This is a genomic window from Pantoea sp. GM_Pan_3 (assembly GCF_026541045.1).
GTDB classification, from domain to species: Bacteria; Pseudomonadota; Gammaproteobacteria; order Enterobacterales; family Enterobacteriaceae; genus Pantoea; species Pantoea anthophila.
The window spans coordinates 433,748-450,730 of sequence record NZ_JALNVA010000003.1 but is presented as its reverse complement, the minus strand read 5'-3'; the positions used below and the strand labels follow the sequence as shown (position 1 = coordinate 450,730).

Genomic DNA, 16,983 nt, shown 5'->3' with positions numbered 1-16,983 from the left:
TGCTGCCATCTCCCGCAATCATTGAGGCATCGCGTAAAATACCTTGCGAATCTCCATTTGTCACCTTTCACGGTGAAAAAGAAGACCCGACGAGCAATAAAGCCGGGCATTATATCCGTTTCGTGTCATTTCGCAGCAAAATACTGGTCTTATCTGCGAAGATGATCGGATGTGGCCTGCGGGCCACATCTTTTATCAGAAAACAGCAGCGGAAAACAACGGGTGAGGGCCTAGCGGGGCCACCATTTGAGAAACTTTTTGTAACGCCAGGCTAACAGTATCGCAGCAAGCAGGGCGTAGATAAGTGGCTGGGGTGACAGGATTTTTACCGACCAGATATAGTGAACCGGCACCAGGATCGCGACAAGATAGACCGCGTTGTGCAGGGTTTGCCAGCGTTTTCCCAGCCTGCGCTGCGCGCGCTGAAACGAGGTCACCGCCAGGGCCAGCAGGATAAACCAGCTGATGATGCCCAGCGTGAGATAGGGACGGGAGATCAGCTCGCTGCCCAGCAGACGCAGATTGTCCGCACCCAGCTCCAGCAGGTAATAGCTCAGCAGATGAAGTGAGGCCCAGACAAATGTCCAGACGCCCAGCAGGCGGCGGGTGCGGATTAACAGCGGCTGCCTGCCGTAACGCGCTAGCGGTGAGACCAGCAGCGTTCCCAGCAGCAGTTTCAGCGCCATTCGTCCGGTAAAATGCTGAATATCTTTCGCCGGATCGGCACTCAGCCCGCCCTGCATCGCGGCAAAAATCAGATAAACCAGCGGCAGCAGGGCCGCCAGATGCAGGATCACCTTTAAACCGGTTATCTGTTTTAACGACAGGCGCACCACCTAGTAGTTCTCCCGTAAATCCAGACCGCGATAGAGCGAGGCGACCTGCTCGCCATAGCCATTAAACAGCAGGGTCGGCTGACGCTCGACCTTCAGGCTGCCGCCAGGGCCGATAAAACGCTCGGTGGCCTGCGACCAGCGCGGATGATTAACGTGGGGATTCACGTTGGCGTAAAAACCATACTCATCAGCGGCAATCTGGTTCCAGGTGGTCGGCGGCTGATTGCTGGTCAGCGTGATTTTTACGATCGATTTGATCCCTTTGAAGCCATATTTCCACGGCACCGTCAGGCGAATCGGTGCGCCATTCTGCGGGGGCAGCGCTTTGCCATAGACGCCAGTCGTCAGTATCGTCAGTGGATGCATCGCCTCATCCAGACGCAAACCTTCGACATAGGGATAGTTGAGACCACCGCCAATAAAGCGATCTTTCTGGCCCGGCATCTGCTCAGGATCGTAAAGCGTCTGAAAGGCGACGAAACGCGCTTTGCTGGTGGGTTCGGCCAGCGAAATCAGTTTGTTCAGTTCGAAGCCAATCCAGGGCACCACCATCGACCAGGCCTCCACGCAGCGCATGCGATAGATCCGCTGCTCCATGGCGAACCGTTTAAAGATGTCATCCATATCCAGGGTCACGGGCTTCGCCACTTCCCCATCGATGGTCAGCTTCCAGGGCTCGGTTTTCAGCGTGCCGGCATTGGCGGCCGGATCGGCCTTATCCAGACCAAACTCATAGAAGTTGTTATAGCCGGAGACCTTATCCGCCGGGGTCAGGGTCAGATCGGCCTGATATTGCGCCGGTTTAGTAAAGTCCAGCGGGCGGCCTGCCGGCGCTGGCGGGCGATCGTTTCCCTTGAACCAGCTGAGAATGTCGGCGTTTGCCACGCCAGGCACGCCGATGGCCGCGGCGCTCAGCCCCAGCGTTTTCAGCACCTGGCGGCGCTTCATATTAAAGATGCTTTCCGGCGTAACGTCGGCTTCAGTCAGGCAGGGTGTACGTTTCATGGGCCTTCTCCAGACAGATTCTTATCGACCAGCATGATGACTATCGCTGATGTCGGCCACTTTCGCTGCGAAAATGTGAAATTTCCTGGCTGGGCGGGGCGATGAGAATGCACTGAAAAGTGCCGGGGTTCACGTCAGCGAGACAATCCCGACGATATACTTCGGCTTCTGGCGTCCGGGCACTGCCGTCAGCGGTAAATTATGCTATTTTGCTCGCGTTTTCGTCAGGCTGACGGTACAAGGTTGGGTGATCCGGTTATCACCGCAGTAATACAGGCACAGGGATGCGATTAACCACAAAATTATCTGCGTTTATTACCTTTCTTAGCCTGCTGGCCATGTCACTGATGCTGGCTGGCTGCGCATTCAGTTTTTTCTGGTTCAGTCATCAGCGCGTGGAACATCGGGCACAGATCCTGGCGGTCCAGGTGGATCAGGCGATGCTCACCCAGACCCCGGATCAGCTGCATACCTGGCTCACGTCGATCATGCCAATCATGAATGCGGAGCAGATTTTACTGCACAACGGCAGACAGACGCTCCTGACGCTCTCCCGTCATGAAAACCCGATGCTGGAAGATGAACCCAACCGCTTTATCCAGTTCGAGGTGCCGCTGATGCATCAGACCGGCTTACAGCTGCGGGTTGTCACCCTCGATCCTGCCAAAACCTGGCTACGCTCCATCACCGGCACTTCGACGCTGGGTATTCTGTTTACCATCATACTGGTCATGAGTCTGATGCTGCTGATGATGCATCGCTGGCTCAGCCGTCAGTGGCGTGGCATGGAGCATCTCGAAGTGCGGGCCGAGGCGATTATCAACGGCGAACGCGGCGTCATGCCGAAGCGCGGCGTGGATGAGTGGCCGCCCAGGGCGAGCCGCGCGCTGGATCTGTTGCTGGTGGATGTGCAGGAAGCCGCCGAACAGCGCGTGCGTATCGACACGCTTATCCGCACCTTTGCCGCCCAGGATGGCCGGACCGGCCTCAACAACCGACTCTTTTTCGACAATCAGCTGGCGACGCTGCTGGAAGATCAGGAAGATGTGGGCACCCACGGCGTGGTGATGATGGTGCGGCTGCCCGATCTGGATACCCTGCAGGAGACGCTGGAGCCCGCGCTGGTCGACGAGTACCTCTTTAACTTCGTCAACATGCTCTCTACCTTTGTGCTGCGCTACCCAGGGGCGCTGCTGGCGCGCTATTTCCGCAGTGATTTTGCCGTGCTGCTGCCGCATCGCAGCCTTAAAGAGGCGAACAGCATTGCCGACCAGCTGATCAATGCGGTGGATTCACTGCCGCCGATGCGTCAGGTGAACCGTGATGATTTGATTCACATCGGCATCAGCGCGTGGCACAGCGGGCAGACCGTGCCGCAGGTGATGGAGAATGCCGAAATGGCCACCCGCCGCGCGGCGTTACTGGGCGGCAACAACTGGACCAACGGTGCAGGCAATCCGCAGGACGCCGGGCGGGGGAGTGTACGCTGGCGTACCCTGCTGGAGAATACGCTCAGCCGGGGTGGTCCGCGGCTCTATCACAAACCTGCCGTCAATATTGAAGGCAAAGTGCAGCACCGGGTGATGCTGACCCGCATCTTCGATGGCGACAAAGAGGTGCTGGCCGCCGAATATATGCCGCTGGTGCAGCAGCTGGGTATGGCGGATGCCTGGGATCGCCAGCTGATGACCCGCATTGCGGCCCTGTCTGAACTCTGGCCGGAAGAGACCCTGGTCATCCCGCTGACGATGTCCTCACTCCTGCAACGACCCTTTGTGCTCTGGCTGCAGAATATGCTGCTGCAGTGCCCGAAAGGACAAAGAAAACGATTTTTATTTGAACTTGCCGAGGCAGATGTCTGTCAACACATCAACCGCTTAACACCAGTATTCCGTGCGCTTAAGGCGTTTGGTTGTCGGGTGGCGGTGAATCAGGCCGGTTTAACCGTGGTGAGCAGTGCCTATATCCGGCAGCTGCCGCTGGAGCTGATCAAGCTCGATGCCGGCCTGGTGCGCAACATTGAGCGGCGCACTGAAAATCAGCTGTTTGTGCAGAGTCTGCTGGAAGTCTGTAAATCCACCGGCATTCAGGTGTTTGCCACCGGTGTTCGCACCCGATCGGAGTGGCAAACATTAGTGTCGCTGGGTATAGCAGGCGGGCAGGGTGACTTTTTTGCCCCTTCGCTTCCGGTTAACAGTAACGTGAAGAAGTATTCCCAACGTTACCGTATTTGATGAATTGCCGTCCTGATGACGGCAATTAGCGCTTTTTTGTCATGTTAAGTCTCGTCTGCACCCACAACCCGACTGCCGGAAATGTTAAATTTTATGTCGGGAATGGAAAGGCGAAAGGCGGAGAAAAGCAGGAGTGATGGCGTCTAGTCGCCATTCTGCCGATTTCTGTTACGGGTTCAGATGACTTAAACGCAATCAGGCCTCTTTTTTCACCGAAGCAGAACGTTTTTGCGCCTTGTGGCAGCTTCGTGTGGTTGGTAAAGTAAGCGGATTTTATTTTCCGCCCCCAGCTTGCAGGATTATCCCTTAGTATGTTTAAAAAATTTCGTGGCATGTTTTCCAATGACTTGTCCATTGACCTGGGTACCGCGAATACCCTGATTTACGTAAAAGGACAGGGCATCGTGCTGAACGAGCCTTCCGTGGTCGCTATTCGCCAGGATCGTGCCGGTTCGCCGAAAAGTGTCGCGGCCGTAGGTCATGACGCCAAACAGATGCTCGGCCGTACGCCAGGCAATATCGCCGCTATTCGTCCGATGAAAGATGGCGTTATCGCTGACTTTTTCGTTACCGAAAAGATGCTGCAGCACTTCATCAAGCAGGTTCACAGCAACAGCTTTATGCGTCCCAGCCCACGCGTGCTGGTCTGCGTTCCCGTCGGTGCCACCCAGGTAGAACGTCGTGCGATTCGTGAATCCGCTCAGGGCGCAGGCGCGCGTGAAGTCTTCCTGATTGAAGAGCCTATGGCTGCCGCAATCGGTGCAGGCCTGCCTGTTTCCGAAGCGACCGGTTCAATGGTAGTCGATATTGGTGGCGGTACCACGGAAGTGGCGGTGATCTCACTGAACGGCGTGGTTTACTCCTCCTCTGTCCGTATTGGTGGCGATCGCTTCGATGAAGCTATTATTAATTATGTGCGTCGTAACTACGGTTCACTGATTGGTGAAGCGACGGCAGAACGTATTAAGCATGAGATCGGTTCAGCTTATCCGGGCGATGAAGTCCGCGAAATTGAAGTGCGTGGCCGTAACCTGGCAGAAGGTGTACCGCGTGGCTTCACGCTGAACTCCAACGAAATTCTTGAAGCGCTGCAGGAGCCGTTAACCGGTATCGTTAGCGCGGTGATGGTTGCCCTTGAGCAGTGTCCGCCTGAGCTGGCCTCGGATATCTCCGAGCGCGGCATGGTGCTGACCGGTGGTGGTGCGTTACTGCGCAACCTGGATCGCCTGCTGATGGAAGAGACGGGCATTCCGGTTGTGGTTGCTGAAGATCCACTGACCTGTGTGGCACGCGGTGGCGGCAAGGCGCTGGAAATGATCGACATGCACGGCGGCGATTTGTTCAGCGAAGAATAATTGCCTCAACCGGTTAAGAACGCAACGATCATGCAGGGGAGTAGCATGTGAACCGGCGAAATCTGGCCGGTACAGTGCGTTCAGCCCAGGGAAGCGCGGTGGTCAGCCGCCGCTTCCTTACCCGTTGTCGAGGATCACGCAGATTATATGAAGCCGATTTTTAGCAGGGGGCCTTCCCTGCAGTTGCGTCTTTTCCTGGCGGTTGTCGTGGCGATTGCCATCATTATCGCCGACAGTCGTGTGGGGTCTTTTACCCAAATACGCAACTATCTGGATACGTCGGTCAGTCCGTTTTACTTCCTGGCGAATGGGCCACGTCAGCTGCTGGACGGCGTCTCAGAGTCGCTGGCATCCCGTCAGCAACTGGAGCAGGAAAACAAAGCGTTACGTCGTGAGCTCTTCCTGAAAAACAGTAACCTGCTAATGCTGGGGCAATATAAGCAGGAAAACGCACGCCTGCGTGAACTGCTGGGTTCACCGCTGCGTCAGGATGAGCAAAAGATGGTGACGCAGGTGATCTCTACCGGCACCGACCCTTACACCGACCAGGTGGTGATCGATAAAGGCAGCGTAAACGGTGTCTACGAAGGTCAGCCGGTCATCAGTGATAAGGGCGTGGTGGGGCAGGTCATCGCCGTTGGGCAGTTGACCAGCCGCGTTCTGCTGATCTGTGATGCGTCCCATGCGCTGCCGATTCAGGTGCTGCGGAATGATATCCGTGTGATCGCCGCCGGTAACGGCTGTACTGAAGATCTTCAGCTTGAGCATCTGCCGGGCAACACAGACATTCGCGTCGGTGATGTGCTGGTCACCTCTGGCATCGGGGGACGTTTCCCTGAAGGTTATCCGGTGGGCGTGGTCTCCTCTGTTAAAGTGGATACCCAGCGCGCTTACACGGTGATTCAGGCGCATCCGACAGCCGGTCTGCAGCGTCTGCGCTACCTGCTGTTGCTGTGGGGAGCGGATCGCAATGGCGATATGCCGTTACCGCAGGATGAAGTGCATCGCGTCGCGAACGAACGTCTGATGCAGATGATGCCGCAGGTGTTACCGCCTGCCGGGGAGATGGGACCGCCTGCGCCTTCTGCACAGATGGGCCCGCCGGCCCCTTCCGGTAGTAGCAGCGGACAGAGCAGCAGCACCACGCGTTCACGCGGGGGCCAGCCTTGAGTCGATATCGCAGCCAGGGACGTTGGGTCATCTGGCTCTCTTTCCTGGTTGCGCTGATCCTGCAGATCATGCCGTGGCCGGATGAGATCTACATGTTCCGCCCCTCATGGCTGCTGCTGATTCTGATCTACTGGGTGCTGGCACTGCCGCACCGGGTCAATGTCGGCACCGGATTTATGCTCGGTGCTATCATGGATTTGATCGCCGGGTCCACACTCGGCGTGCGTGCCCTGGCGCTCAGCATCATCGCCTACCTTATCGCCTTTAAGTTCCAGTTATTCCGCAACTTAGCGTTGTGGCAGCAAGCGTTAATGGTTATGGTGCTGTCACTGGCGATGGATGTCATCGTCTTCTGGGCTGAATTCCTGGTAATCAACGTTTCATTCCGACCTGAAATTTTCTGGAGCAGTGTTGTCGACGGTATTCTCTGGCCCTGGCTATTCTTGTTAATGAGAAAAATTCGTCGTCAGTTTGCTGTTCAATAAGGAAATTTATGGTAACCCTTTATCTTGCTTCCGGTTCACCGCGTCGGCGTGAGCTGTTAACTCAGCTTGGGCTGACCTTCGAGCGCCTTGTGACGGACGTTGAAGAGCAGCGTCAGCCGGATGAAGCGGCAGAGGCCTATGTGCGCCGTCTGGCCAATGACAAAGCACAGGCTGGCGTCAGACTGGCCGCGCAGGATCTGCCGGTGCTGGGCGCCGATACCATCGTGGTGCTGAATGGCAGCGTACTGGAGAAGCCGCGCGATGCTGATGATGCCCGCGAGATGCTGCGCAAACTTTCCGGACAGTCGCACCAGGTGATGACGGCGGTGGCGCTGGCCGATCGTCAGCAGGCGCTGGATTGCGTGGTGACGACGGATGTGACCTTCCGCACCCTGACCGCCACCGACATCGACGACTATATTGCGACCGGCGAACCGATGGATAAAGCGGGAGCCTACGGAATCCAGGGCAGGGGCGGAAATTTTGTCCGCAAAATTAATGGAAGCTACCACGCGGTGGTCGGATTACCTTTGGTTGAGACAGCGGAGTTACTCAGCCATTTCCAGTCACTGCGTGCCGTAAGGGGTCACCATGACGGCTGAATTACTGGTTAACGTCACGCCTTCTGAAACGCGGGTTGCCTATATCGACGGCGGCATCCTTCAGGAGATTCACATTGAACGTGAGGCGCGGCGCGGCATTGTGGGCAATATTTACAAGGGACGAGTAAGCCGTGTACTGCCCGGCATGCAGGCCGCCTTTGTTGATATCGGCCTGGAAAAAGCCGCCTTTCTGCACGCCTCAGACATCATGCCGCACACCGAGTGTGTCGCGGGTGACGAAAAGAAAAATTTTGTTGTTCGCGACATCGCCGAGCTGGTGCGCCAGGGTCAGGATCTGGTGGTGCAGGTGGTCAAAGATCCGCTGGGTACCAAAGGGGCCCGGCTGACCACCGACATCACGCTGCCGTCGCGTTATCTGGTCTTTATGCCAGGGGCATCGCATGTGGGTGTCTCTCAGCGCATTGAGAGTGAAAAAGAGCGCGAGCGGCTCAAAGCGGTGGTGGCAGACTACTGTGACGACCTGGGCGGCTTTATCATCCGTACCGCCGCAGAGGGGATTGGAGAAGAGGAGCTGGCGCAGGACGCCGCGTTTCTCAAGCGTCTCTGGACCAAAGTCAGCGAACGCAAAAAGCGTAACCAGACCCGCTGCCTGCTCTACGGTGAGCTGGCGCTGGCGCAGCGTATTCTGCGTGATTTTGCCGGGGCCGCCCTGGATCGCATCCGGGTCGACTCCCGTCTGACCTGTGAAATGCTGGTGGAGTTTACTGCGGAATATATTCCGGAAATGGCGGGTAAGCTGGAGCTCTACAATGGCAAACAGCCTATCTTTGACCTGTTTGATGTCGAAAATGAAATTCAGCGCTCGCTGGATCGTAAGGTTGAACTGAAGTCGGGTGGCTATCTGATCATCGATCAGACCGAAGCGATGACCACCATCGACATCAACACCGGTGCCTTCGTCGGCCACCGCAATCTGGATGAGACGATCTTTAACACCAATGTGGAAGCGACGCAGGCGATTGCCCGCCAGCTGCGACTGCGTAATCTGGGTGGCATCATCATCATCGACTTCATTGATATGAATAATGAAGATCATCGGCGCCGGGTGCTGCATTCGCTGGAGAGCGCACTCAGCAAGGATCGGGTGAAAACCGGCATTAATGGTTTCTCGGCGCTGGGGCTGGTGGAGATGACGCGCAAGCGAACCCGTGAAAGCATCGAGCATATCCTCTGTCAGGATTGCCCGGTCTGTAAGGGACGCGGCACGCTGAAAACGGTTGAGACGGTCTGCTATGAGATTATGCGTGAGATTGTCCGCGTTCATCACGCCTACGATTCCGATCGCTTCCTGGTCTATGTTTCGCCGACGGTAGGGGAGGCGCTGAAAAGCGATGAGTCTCATGCCCTGGCGGAGGTCGAAATCTTTGTCGGCAAGCAGGTTAAAGTGCATGTCGAAGCGCTCTACACTCAGGAGCAGTTCGACGTTGTCATGATGTAACGCCGGCCCGCGCACTGGTTTCTCCGGCTGCCGGGCTGAAAAAACGCCCTTGTTTGGGATAAAATGCGTGTTTTACCGCTTTTGTCTGAAGACGGTCGGGTACGAGAGCCAACTATCCGTCGTTTGCGGAACACAAGGAGAGGCGTGAGTGAGGCAGTTGCCGAGGATTTTGTTACTGCTGGTCGCGGCAATCATCGTGATTGTCGCGCTGCTGGTCAGCGGATTGCGTCTGGTGATGCCGCATCTCGACAGCTATCGCAGCAACCTTCTGCAATTTATCTCCGATCGCAGCGGCGTTCCGGTCAGCGCCAGTCAGCTGCAGGGCAAATGGGAAAATTTCGGTCCCACCCTGCAGGTTCGCGATCTCAGCGTCGATCTCCACGAGAACGGCAAACTCACCATCTCACGCATCAATCTTGCCCTCGACGTCTGGCAATCCCTGCTGCACTGGCGCTGGCAGTTCCGCGACCTCACTTTCTGGCAGCTGCATCTCGACACGAATCGTCCCTTACTCGACAACGATAAAGAGAAAAACAGTTTCCGTCCGGCGCAAATCAACGAACTTTTCCTGCGGCAGTTTGACCACTTTGACCTGCGCGACAGCACCATCGGTTTCCGCACGCCGTCCGGTCAGCATGCCGAGCTGGCCATTCCGCGCCTGACCTGGCTGAATGAGAAAACCCGCCACCGGGCAGAAGGGGAAGTGAGCCTGTCGAGCTTTACCGGCCAGCACGGTGTGGTTCAGGTGCGGCTCGATCTCAACGACAGCAACGGTTTACTGAATGACGGGCGTATCTGGATGCAGGCCGACGATGTCGATGTGCGTCCGTGGCTGGGTCGCTGGATGCGCGACAATACCCGGCTCGACAGCGCCCGCTTCAGTCTGGCGGCGTGGGTGAACCTGCGCGATGGCGACATCTATGCCGGCGATCTGCTGTTGCGTCAGGGCGGTGCCAGCTGGCAGGGCGAAAGCGGACCACACCGGATTGAGGTTGACGGGCTGACCGCGCATCTGTCGCGCTTCCGGAATGGCTGGGTGGTCAATGTGCCGCAGACCCGCCTCAGCACCGACGGCCAGACCTGGCCCGCCGGTCACTTCTCCCTGCTCTGGCGTCCTGAGGATAAGCAGATGTCGGGCACTGACGGCCAGCCTGAGGTCCGGGTGCGCGCCACACAGCTGGTGCTGCGTCATCTTGCCCCTGTTATTCCCCTTTTCGCACCGCTTTCTCCGGCGCTGTTTGAAAACTGGCAGAAGTTACAGCCACAGGGCACCGTTGAGGGACTGGCGCTGGATATCCCGTTAGATCAGCCAGAAAAGACCCGCCTGCAGGTGAAATGGCACGATTTCAGCTGGCAGCAGTGGAAGCTGCTGCCGGGCATCAGTCGGTTGAGCGGGGAGGCTCGCGGCAGTCTGAGCAATGGTCAGGTCAGTGTGGCGATGGGAACCGCCACCGTCCCCTATGGTGACATGTTCCAGGCACCGCTGGAGATTAAACGGGTCACCGGGGCGCTGCGCTGGCTGCGCGATGAACATGGCCTGACGTTGGCGGGTGAGGATCTGGATCTGCAGGCGCGCTCACTCCGGGCGCGGGGCGACTTCAGTTATCAGCAGAACCGTGGCGCGGAGCCGCGTCTCGATATTCTGGCCGGTATCCGGGTCACTGATGCAGGCGATGCCTGGCGCTATTTCCCGGTGCCGCTGATGGGCAGGGGACTCACGCACTATCTGAGCGGGGCCGTGAAGGGGGGCAAAGTCGACAACGCCACGCTGCTGTTTGCCGGTAACCCGGCGCTGTTCCCGTTTAAACACAACGATGGCATGTTCCAGGTCTGGGTGCCGCTGCGCCAGGCAACCTACGCGTTTCAGCCCAAATGGCCGGCGATCAGCAATCTGGATATCGACCTCAACTTCCTGAATGACGGATTGTGGATGCATGCCCCGGTCGCCCGGCTGGGTGACGTCGAAGCGCACAACGTCAGCGCGGTCATTCCTGACTATCTGAAAGAGAAGCTGATCATCGATGGGGATATCCATGGCGAAGGCCCGCAGGTCGCGGACTATTTTCAGCAGACTCCGCTGAAGTCGTCGCTGGGTGCCGCCTTGGAGCAGCTGCAAATCACGGGCGGCGTAGGGGGGCATCTGAATCTCGATATTCCACTGGACGGTAAGCAGGTGCACGCGCGCGGCAATGTCGATCTGCATAACAACTCGCTGTATATCAAACCGTTAAAAACGACTATCGCTAACCTCTCTGGCCGCTTCCGTTACGATAACGGCAATCTGGCCAGTGAAGATTTGCAGGCGAACTGGTTTGGTCAGCCCCTGGGCGTCCGGTTCAGCACCACCGAGAACCCGGATGATTTTGGCGTTAACGTCAAACTGCAGGGCGACTGGCAACCGGCCAGAATCAGCCCGATTCCGGCCGCCGTCAGTAAGCAACTGGGCGGACATCTGCCCTGGCAGGGGAACGTCGATATCACGCTACCCCATCATGGCGGAGCGCGCTATGAAGTCGCCCTGAACGGTAATGCAAAAGAAGTGAGTAGTCGCTTACCTGCACCGCTCGACAAGAAAGCCGGTGAGACGATGCCGGTTACCATTGAGGCCAGCGGCGACCTGAACCACTTCGATCTCAGCGGCAGCGTCAGCGCAAACCACCGTTTTAACAGCCGCTGGCTGCTGGAGCCGACGCTGCGCGTGGATCGCGGCATCTGGCTGAATGATGCCCAGAAGAAACCCGAGCTGCCCGACCAAGCCGGAATGGTGCTGAATCTGCCTGCGCTGGATGGCGAAGCCTGGGTCGGGATGCTGGCAGCCGGAGGCGCAACGGGCGGCAGGTCGTCAGGTGGCGGCAGCGATTTCCAGACCGGCGGCGTGACGCTGCCCGGCAATATCACGCTGCGCAGTCCGGCGGTCACGCTGGCGGGGCAGCAGTGGCATGAGGTTGAGGCGACGCTGGCACAGCGTTCAGCCGGCAGTGGCAACGTCAGCGTCAGGGCGCAGGAGCTGCGTGGTGAGCTGTCGATGGCACCACAATCCCCGTGGCAGGTGAATCTGGATTACCTTTATTACAATCCGCAGTGGAACAGCGAGACGACGAGAGGCAGCAAAGCGAGCACTCAGCAGGCCAGTAATATTAATTTCAGTCAGTGGCCGGCTCTGCAACTGCGCTGTAAAGAGTGCTGGGTACTGGGGCAGAAATATGGTCAGGTCTCTGCGATGCTGCAACCCAAAGGGGATACGTTAGCGCTTACTAACGGCAAGGTGGATACCGGCAGTTCACAGCTGAAAATCAGCGGGGAGTGGGTAAATCGCCCGAACGACCCGCGCACCTCGCTGAAGGGCACGCTGAAAGGTCCTAATATCAATAATGCGACCAACTGGTTTGGTGTGAATACGCCGCTGCGTGATGCGCCATTCGACATTGCCTATGACCTGCACTGGCGGTCGGCGCCTTGGCAGCCCTCCGCAGAGACGCTGAGTGGCACCCTGAAAACACACTTTGGCAAAGGCCAGATTGCGGATGTGGACACCGGCACGGCTGGCAAGATCCTGCGACTGGTGAGCTTTGATGCACTGCTGCGCAAGCTGCGCTTCGATTTCAGCGACACCTTTACCAACGCGTTCTACTTCGATTCGATTAATGGCACGGCCTGGATCGAGAACGGCGTGATGCGCACTGATAATCTGCTGGTGGATGGGCTGGAAGCTGACATCGCTATGCAGGGCAATCTCGACCTGGTGAAACGTCAGATCGATATGGAAGCGGTGGTGGCGCCGGAGATCTCCGCCTCGGTGGGTGTCGCGACCGCCTTCGCGATTAACCCGGTGGTGGGCGCGGCGGTTTTCGCCGCCAGTAAGGTGCTGGCTCCCTTGTGGAACAGGATATCGTTGCTGCGTTATCACATCAGCGGGCCGCTGGATAAACCGGAAATCAATGAAGTGCTGCGTAAACCGCGTGAAACAGATAACAAGTGAATTTGACGCCGTACCTGAATTACCGCAGGCTATGATTATCTGAGCACATAATGAGTGAGAAACGATGACTCTGAACCTGGTAAGTGAGCAGTTACTGACTGCTAACGGCATTAATCAGCAGGACCTATTTTCCCTGTTAGGGCAGCTTTCAGAACGTCGTCTGGATTATGCCGATCTCTATTTTCAGTCCAGCTTCCACGAATCCTGGGTGCTGGAAGACAAAATCATTAAAGATGGCTCTTACCATATCGACCAGGGCGTGGGCGTTCGCGCGGTCAGCGGTGAAAAAACCGGCTTCGCCTATGCAGACCAGATTACGCTGAATGCGCTGCGTCTCTCCTCTGACGCCGCTCGCAGCATTGTCCGTGAACAGGGCAACGGCAAGGCACATACGCTTTCTGCCGTCATGAACCGTTCGCTTTATCCGGCGGTCGATCCGCTAAACAGCCTGACGCGTGAAGAGAAAATTGCGCTGCTGCATCGCGTTGACCAGGTGGCCCGTGCGGCGGACCCGCGCGTGCAGGAGGTTAATGCCAGTCTGACCGGCGTTTACGAGCAGGTGCTGGTGGCTGCGACGGATGGCACGCTGGCGGCGGATGTCCGTCCGCTGGTGCGTCTCTCTGTCAGCGTCCAGGTGGAAGATCAGGGTAAGCGTGAGCGCGGCGCCAGCGGCGGCGGTGCACGCACCGGTTATGCGTTTTTCCTGGCCGATGAGAATGGCGAAGTGCGTGCAGATGCCTGGGCGCGTGAAGCCGTTCGCATGGCGCTGGTTAATCTCTCTGCCGTGGCGGCCCCGGCGGGCGCATTGCCGGTGGTGCTGGGCGCGGGCTGGCCTGGCGTGCTGCTGCATGAAGCGGTGGGGCACGGTCTGGAAGGCGACTTCAATCGCCGTGGCACCTCCGTGTTCAGCGGTAAAATCGGTCAGCAGGTCGCGTCAGAACTCTGCACCGTGGTGGATGACGGCACCCTTGAAGGGCTGCGGGGTTCACTGGCGGTCGATGACGAAGGCGTGCCGGGTCAGTACAACATGCTGATTGAGAATGGCGTGCTGAAAGGCTACATGCAGGACAAGCTGAATGCGCGACTGATGGGCGTCAGCCCGACCGGTAACGGTCGCCGCGAATCCTATGCGCATCTGCCCATGCCGCGTATGACCAACACCTATATGCTGGCCGGCAAATCAACGCCGCAGGACATCATCGAAAGCGTTGAATATGGCATCTATGCGCCCAACTTTGGTGGCGGTCAGGTGGATATCACCTCCGGCAAGTTTGTCTTCTCCACCTCAGAGGCCTATCTGATTGAGAAGGGCAAGATCACCAAACCGGTTAAAGGTGCAACCCTGATCGGCTCCGGTATTGAAGCGATGCAGCAGATCTCGATGGTCGGCAATGACCTGGCGCTGGATAAAGGCGTGGGCGTCTGCGGCAAAGAGGGGCAGAGCCTGCCGGTCGGTGTGGGTCAGCCAACGCTGAAGCTGGACAAACTCACCATCGGCGGCACCGCCTGATGTGACCCCGACAACCCGCCCGCTGGCGGGTTGTCAGCTTTTGCGGTGCAGCTGATACTGTTCCGCAACCTGCTCAAAATAGCCGGTCAGATAGTCGATACAGACCTGTACCTTGAGCGGCAACTTATCCTTCTCGGTATAGAGCGCATAGACCGGTCGCGGATCGGACTGATATTGCGGAAAGAGAATATCGACCTCACCTGCGGTGATCTCATCAATCACCCACATCATCGGCACATAGGCGATGCCGTTACCGGACTTCAGCCAGCGTAGCAGTGTCAGCGAATCATTGGTGACAAACCGTCCCTGCGGGGCCAGCCGGGTGACGATGCCTTCTGGCGCAATCAGCTCGAAGTTGTTGTCGGGCCGTACGCTGTATTCCAGCCAGGAAAAGTTATCGATATCCCCCGGTTTCTCCGGCGTGCCATGCTGCGCCAGATAGCTCCTGGCGGCGCACACCACCATCGGCATCGCGCCAAGGCGACGTGAAAACAGGCTGGAATCTTTTAAGGCCCCGACCCGAATCACCAGGTCCAGACCGTCCGCGATCAGGTCCGGAGCGGGGACGCCGGTCACCAGGTTTACGCTCAGCCCCGGATAGTCGCGCAGCATATCGCTGGTCATGCCCGCTAACACGTTCTGTGCCATGGTCGAGGAGCTGCCGATACGCAGCACCCCAATGGGCGTGTTGTTAAACGCATAAAGCTGTTCATGCACCTGCGTCGCTTCCGCCAGCATACGGCGGCAGCCCTGATAGTAGATTTTGCCCGCTTCGGTGAGCCCGATACTGCGGGTACTGCGATTCAGCAGCTTAACCTGTAACGTATCTTCCAGCTTCGCGACGATCTGGCTGATTGAGGAGACACTCAGATGAAGCTGACGCGCCGCCGCGGTAAACGAACCAAGTTCGACCACTTTGGCGAAGACAGACATGCCCTTCAGTCGTTCCATTATTTACTCTGGCTTAAAAGTGATTTAGATCACATTCTGTAGAAAACTTATAGTCAGGCGCGTTATTATAAGCGCGCCGGGGTATCTCCCGGTGACTCTTCATTGCCTGATGCCCTGTGATGATACGCTATTATTAAGCCAGCTGCGGTTTGTATCGCGCTGTCAGCTGGGTTTGCTGTGACAGCTGGGTTTGCTGTGACAGCTGAAAAGGCAAAGGAGACTCCCGGCAAGGTTGAACTAAGGATTTCTGATGAGTGTGCTTCCGGTATTTGTCATGTTTGGGCTCTCGTTTCCGCCCGTATTCATCGAACTTATTCTCTCACTGATGCTGTTCTGGTTAGTGAAACGTGTGCTGACGCCGAGCGGTATTTACGATCTTGTCTGGCATCCGGCACTTTTTAATACAGCGCTTTACTGCTGTGTGTTTTACCTTGTCTCCCGTTTATTAGTCTGAGGTTTAAGTGAAAGCACTCATAAGAAAAATCGCGCGTTACGCGATTACACTCCTGCTGGTCATTATTGCTGTGGTTATCATCTTCCGTGCCTGGGTGTTCTATACCGAATCCCCCTGGACGCGTGATGCGCGCTTCGCGGCAGACGTAGTGGCGATCTCACCTGACGTGACCGGCCTGATCACCGACGTTCCGGTGCACGACAACCAACTGGTGAAGAAGGGCGACACGCTGTTTGTGGTTGACCGCCCACGCTATCAAAAGGCGCTCGAGCAGGCTCAGGCAGACGTGGAATATTACCAGGCGCTGGTGAGTGAGAAACGGCGCGAAGCCGGCCGCCGTAACCAGCTCGGCACTTCGGCGATGTCGCGCGAGGCGATTGAGCAGTCCAACAACGATCTGCAGACCAGCGAACATCAGCTGGCGAAATCGGTGGCGACACGCGATCTGGCGAAGATCGATCTGGAGCGCACCACCGTGAAAGCGCCCTCCGATGGCTGGGTCACCAACCTGAATGTCTATCAGGGCGAGTTCATTACCCGCGGCTCTGTGGCGGTCGCCCTGGTGCAGCAGCACTCCTACTATGTGCTGGCCTATCTGGAAGAGACCAAGCTGCATGGCGTAGAGAAGGGCTTCCGTGCGGAAGTGACGCCACTTGGCAGCAACATTGTGCTGCGGGGGACCGTAGATAGTGTGGCGGCCGGTGTCACCAACAGCAGCAGCTCGGTTGACAGTAAAGGTATGGCAACGGTCGATTCCAACCTGGAGTGGGTCCGTCTGGCGCAGCGTGTTCCGGTGCGCATCCGTCTGGATCAGCAGCCCGGCAACCGCTTCCCGGCCGGGACAACGGCGACCGTGGTCATTACCGGTCAGGCCGATCGTCAGCCTGAGCAGGTTTCACCGATGGTCCGCCTGTTTAATCGCCTGCGTGAGTTTGGTTAAGAG

The 16,983-nt window shown here is 57.4% G+C and carries 13 protein-coding genes; 10 read left to right on the top strand and 3 right to left on the bottom strand.

The window, feature by feature from the left end:
• Positions 1–230: 230 nt before the first annotated feature.
• Both msrQ and msrP read right to left on the bottom strand, forming a co-directional pair.
• Complete coding sequence (msrQ, locus tag OXR04_RS12615) at positions 231–833, bottom strand: protein-methionine-sulfoxide reductase heme-binding subunit MsrQ (RefSeq protein WP_046102638.1); 603 nt, start codon at positions 831–833, stop codon at positions 231–233.
• Positions 834–836: 3 nt separating this feature from the next.
• Positions 837–1,841: a protein-methionine-sulfoxide reductase catalytic subunit MsrP gene (gene msrP / locus OXR04_RS12610; RefSeq protein WP_140029577.1), complete on the bottom strand. Its 1,005-nt coding sequence runs from the start codon at positions 1,839–1,841 to the stop codon at positions 837–839.
• A gap of 284 nt (positions 1,842–2,125) precedes the next feature.
• Between msrP and csrD the strand changes: the two genes are divergently transcribed.
• The 8 genes from csrD (at position 2,126) to tldD (ending at position 14,635) form a co-directional block, all read left to right on the top strand.
• On the top strand, positions 2,126–4,075 hold the full coding sequence (csrD, locus tag OXR04_RS12605) for an RNase E specificity factor CsrD (RefSeq protein WP_058956523.1): 1,950 nt from the start codon (positions 2,126–2,128) through the stop codon (positions 4,073–4,075).
• 311 nt (positions 4,076–4,386) lie between these two features.
• A complete protein-coding gene (gene mreB, locus OXR04_RS12600; RefSeq protein ID WP_003855260.1) occupies positions 4,387–5,430 on the top strand; it encodes a rod shape-determining protein MreB in 1,044 nt (347 codons plus the stop codon).
• A 147-nt stretch (positions 5,431–5,577) separates the two neighbouring features.
• Positions 5,578–6,600, top strand: a complete 1,023-nt coding sequence (mreC, locus tag OXR04_RS12595; protein WP_009087515.1) for a rod shape-determining protein MreC — start codon at positions 5,578–5,580, stop codon at positions 6,598–6,600.
• Entirely contained in the window at positions 6,597–7,085 is a 489-nt protein-coding gene (gene mreD / locus OXR04_RS12590) for a rod shape-determining protein MreD (RefSeq protein ID WP_009087513.1), read from the top strand. The genes mreC and mreD overlap by 4 nt, the downstream gene beginning before the upstream one ends.
• Before the next feature lie 8 nt (positions 7,086–7,093).
• Entirely contained in the window at positions 7,094–7,687 is a 594-nt protein-coding gene (locus OXR04_RS12585; protein ID WP_167429631.1) for a Maf family protein, read from the top strand.
• Positions 7,677–9,146 carry a ribonuclease G gene (gene rng / locus OXR04_RS12580; protein ID WP_009087509.1) on the top strand — a complete coding sequence of 490 codons (1,470 nt, stop codon included), beginning with the start codon at positions 7,677–7,679 and terminating at the stop codon, positions 9,144–9,146. Before OXR04_RS12585 ends, rng begins: the two co-directional genes overlap by 11 nt.
• A gap of 148 nt (positions 9,147–9,294) precedes the next feature.
• Entirely contained in the window at positions 9,295–13,125 is a 3,831-nt protein-coding gene (gene yhdP, locus OXR04_RS12575) for an AsmA2 domain-containing protein YhdP (RefSeq protein ID WP_267369880.1), read from the top strand.
• 64 nt (positions 13,126–13,189) lie between these two features.
• Positions 13,190–14,635, top strand: a complete 1,446-nt coding sequence (gene tldD / locus OXR04_RS12570; RefSeq protein WP_009087505.1) for a metalloprotease TldD — start codon at positions 13,190–13,192, stop codon at positions 14,633–14,635.
• A gap of 33 nt (positions 14,636–14,668) precedes the next feature.
• Here the strand turns inward: tldD and aaeR are convergent, their stop codons facing one another.
• On the bottom strand, positions 14,669–15,586 hold the full coding sequence (aaeR, locus tag OXR04_RS12565) for an HTH-type transcriptional activator AaeR (RefSeq protein ID WP_009087503.1): 918 nt from the start codon (positions 15,584–15,586) through the stop codon (positions 14,669–14,671).
• 250 nt (positions 15,587–15,836) lie between these two features.
• Between aaeR and aaeX the strand changes: the two genes are divergently transcribed.
• Both aaeX and aaeA read left to right on the top strand, forming a co-directional pair.
• On the top strand, positions 15,837–16,040 hold the full coding sequence (gene aaeX, locus OXR04_RS12560; protein ID WP_009087501.1) for a p-hydroxybenzoic acid efflux pump operon protein AaeX: 204 nt from the start codon (positions 15,837–15,839) through the stop codon (positions 16,038–16,040).
• Between the two features lie 7 nt (positions 16,041–16,047).
• A complete protein-coding gene (gene aaeA, locus OXR04_RS12555) occupies positions 16,048–16,980 on the top strand; it encodes a p-hydroxybenzoic acid efflux pump subunit AaeA (protein WP_009087499.1) in 933 nt (310 codons plus the stop codon).
• The last annotated feature ends 3 nt before the right edge of the window (positions 16,981–16,983 follow it).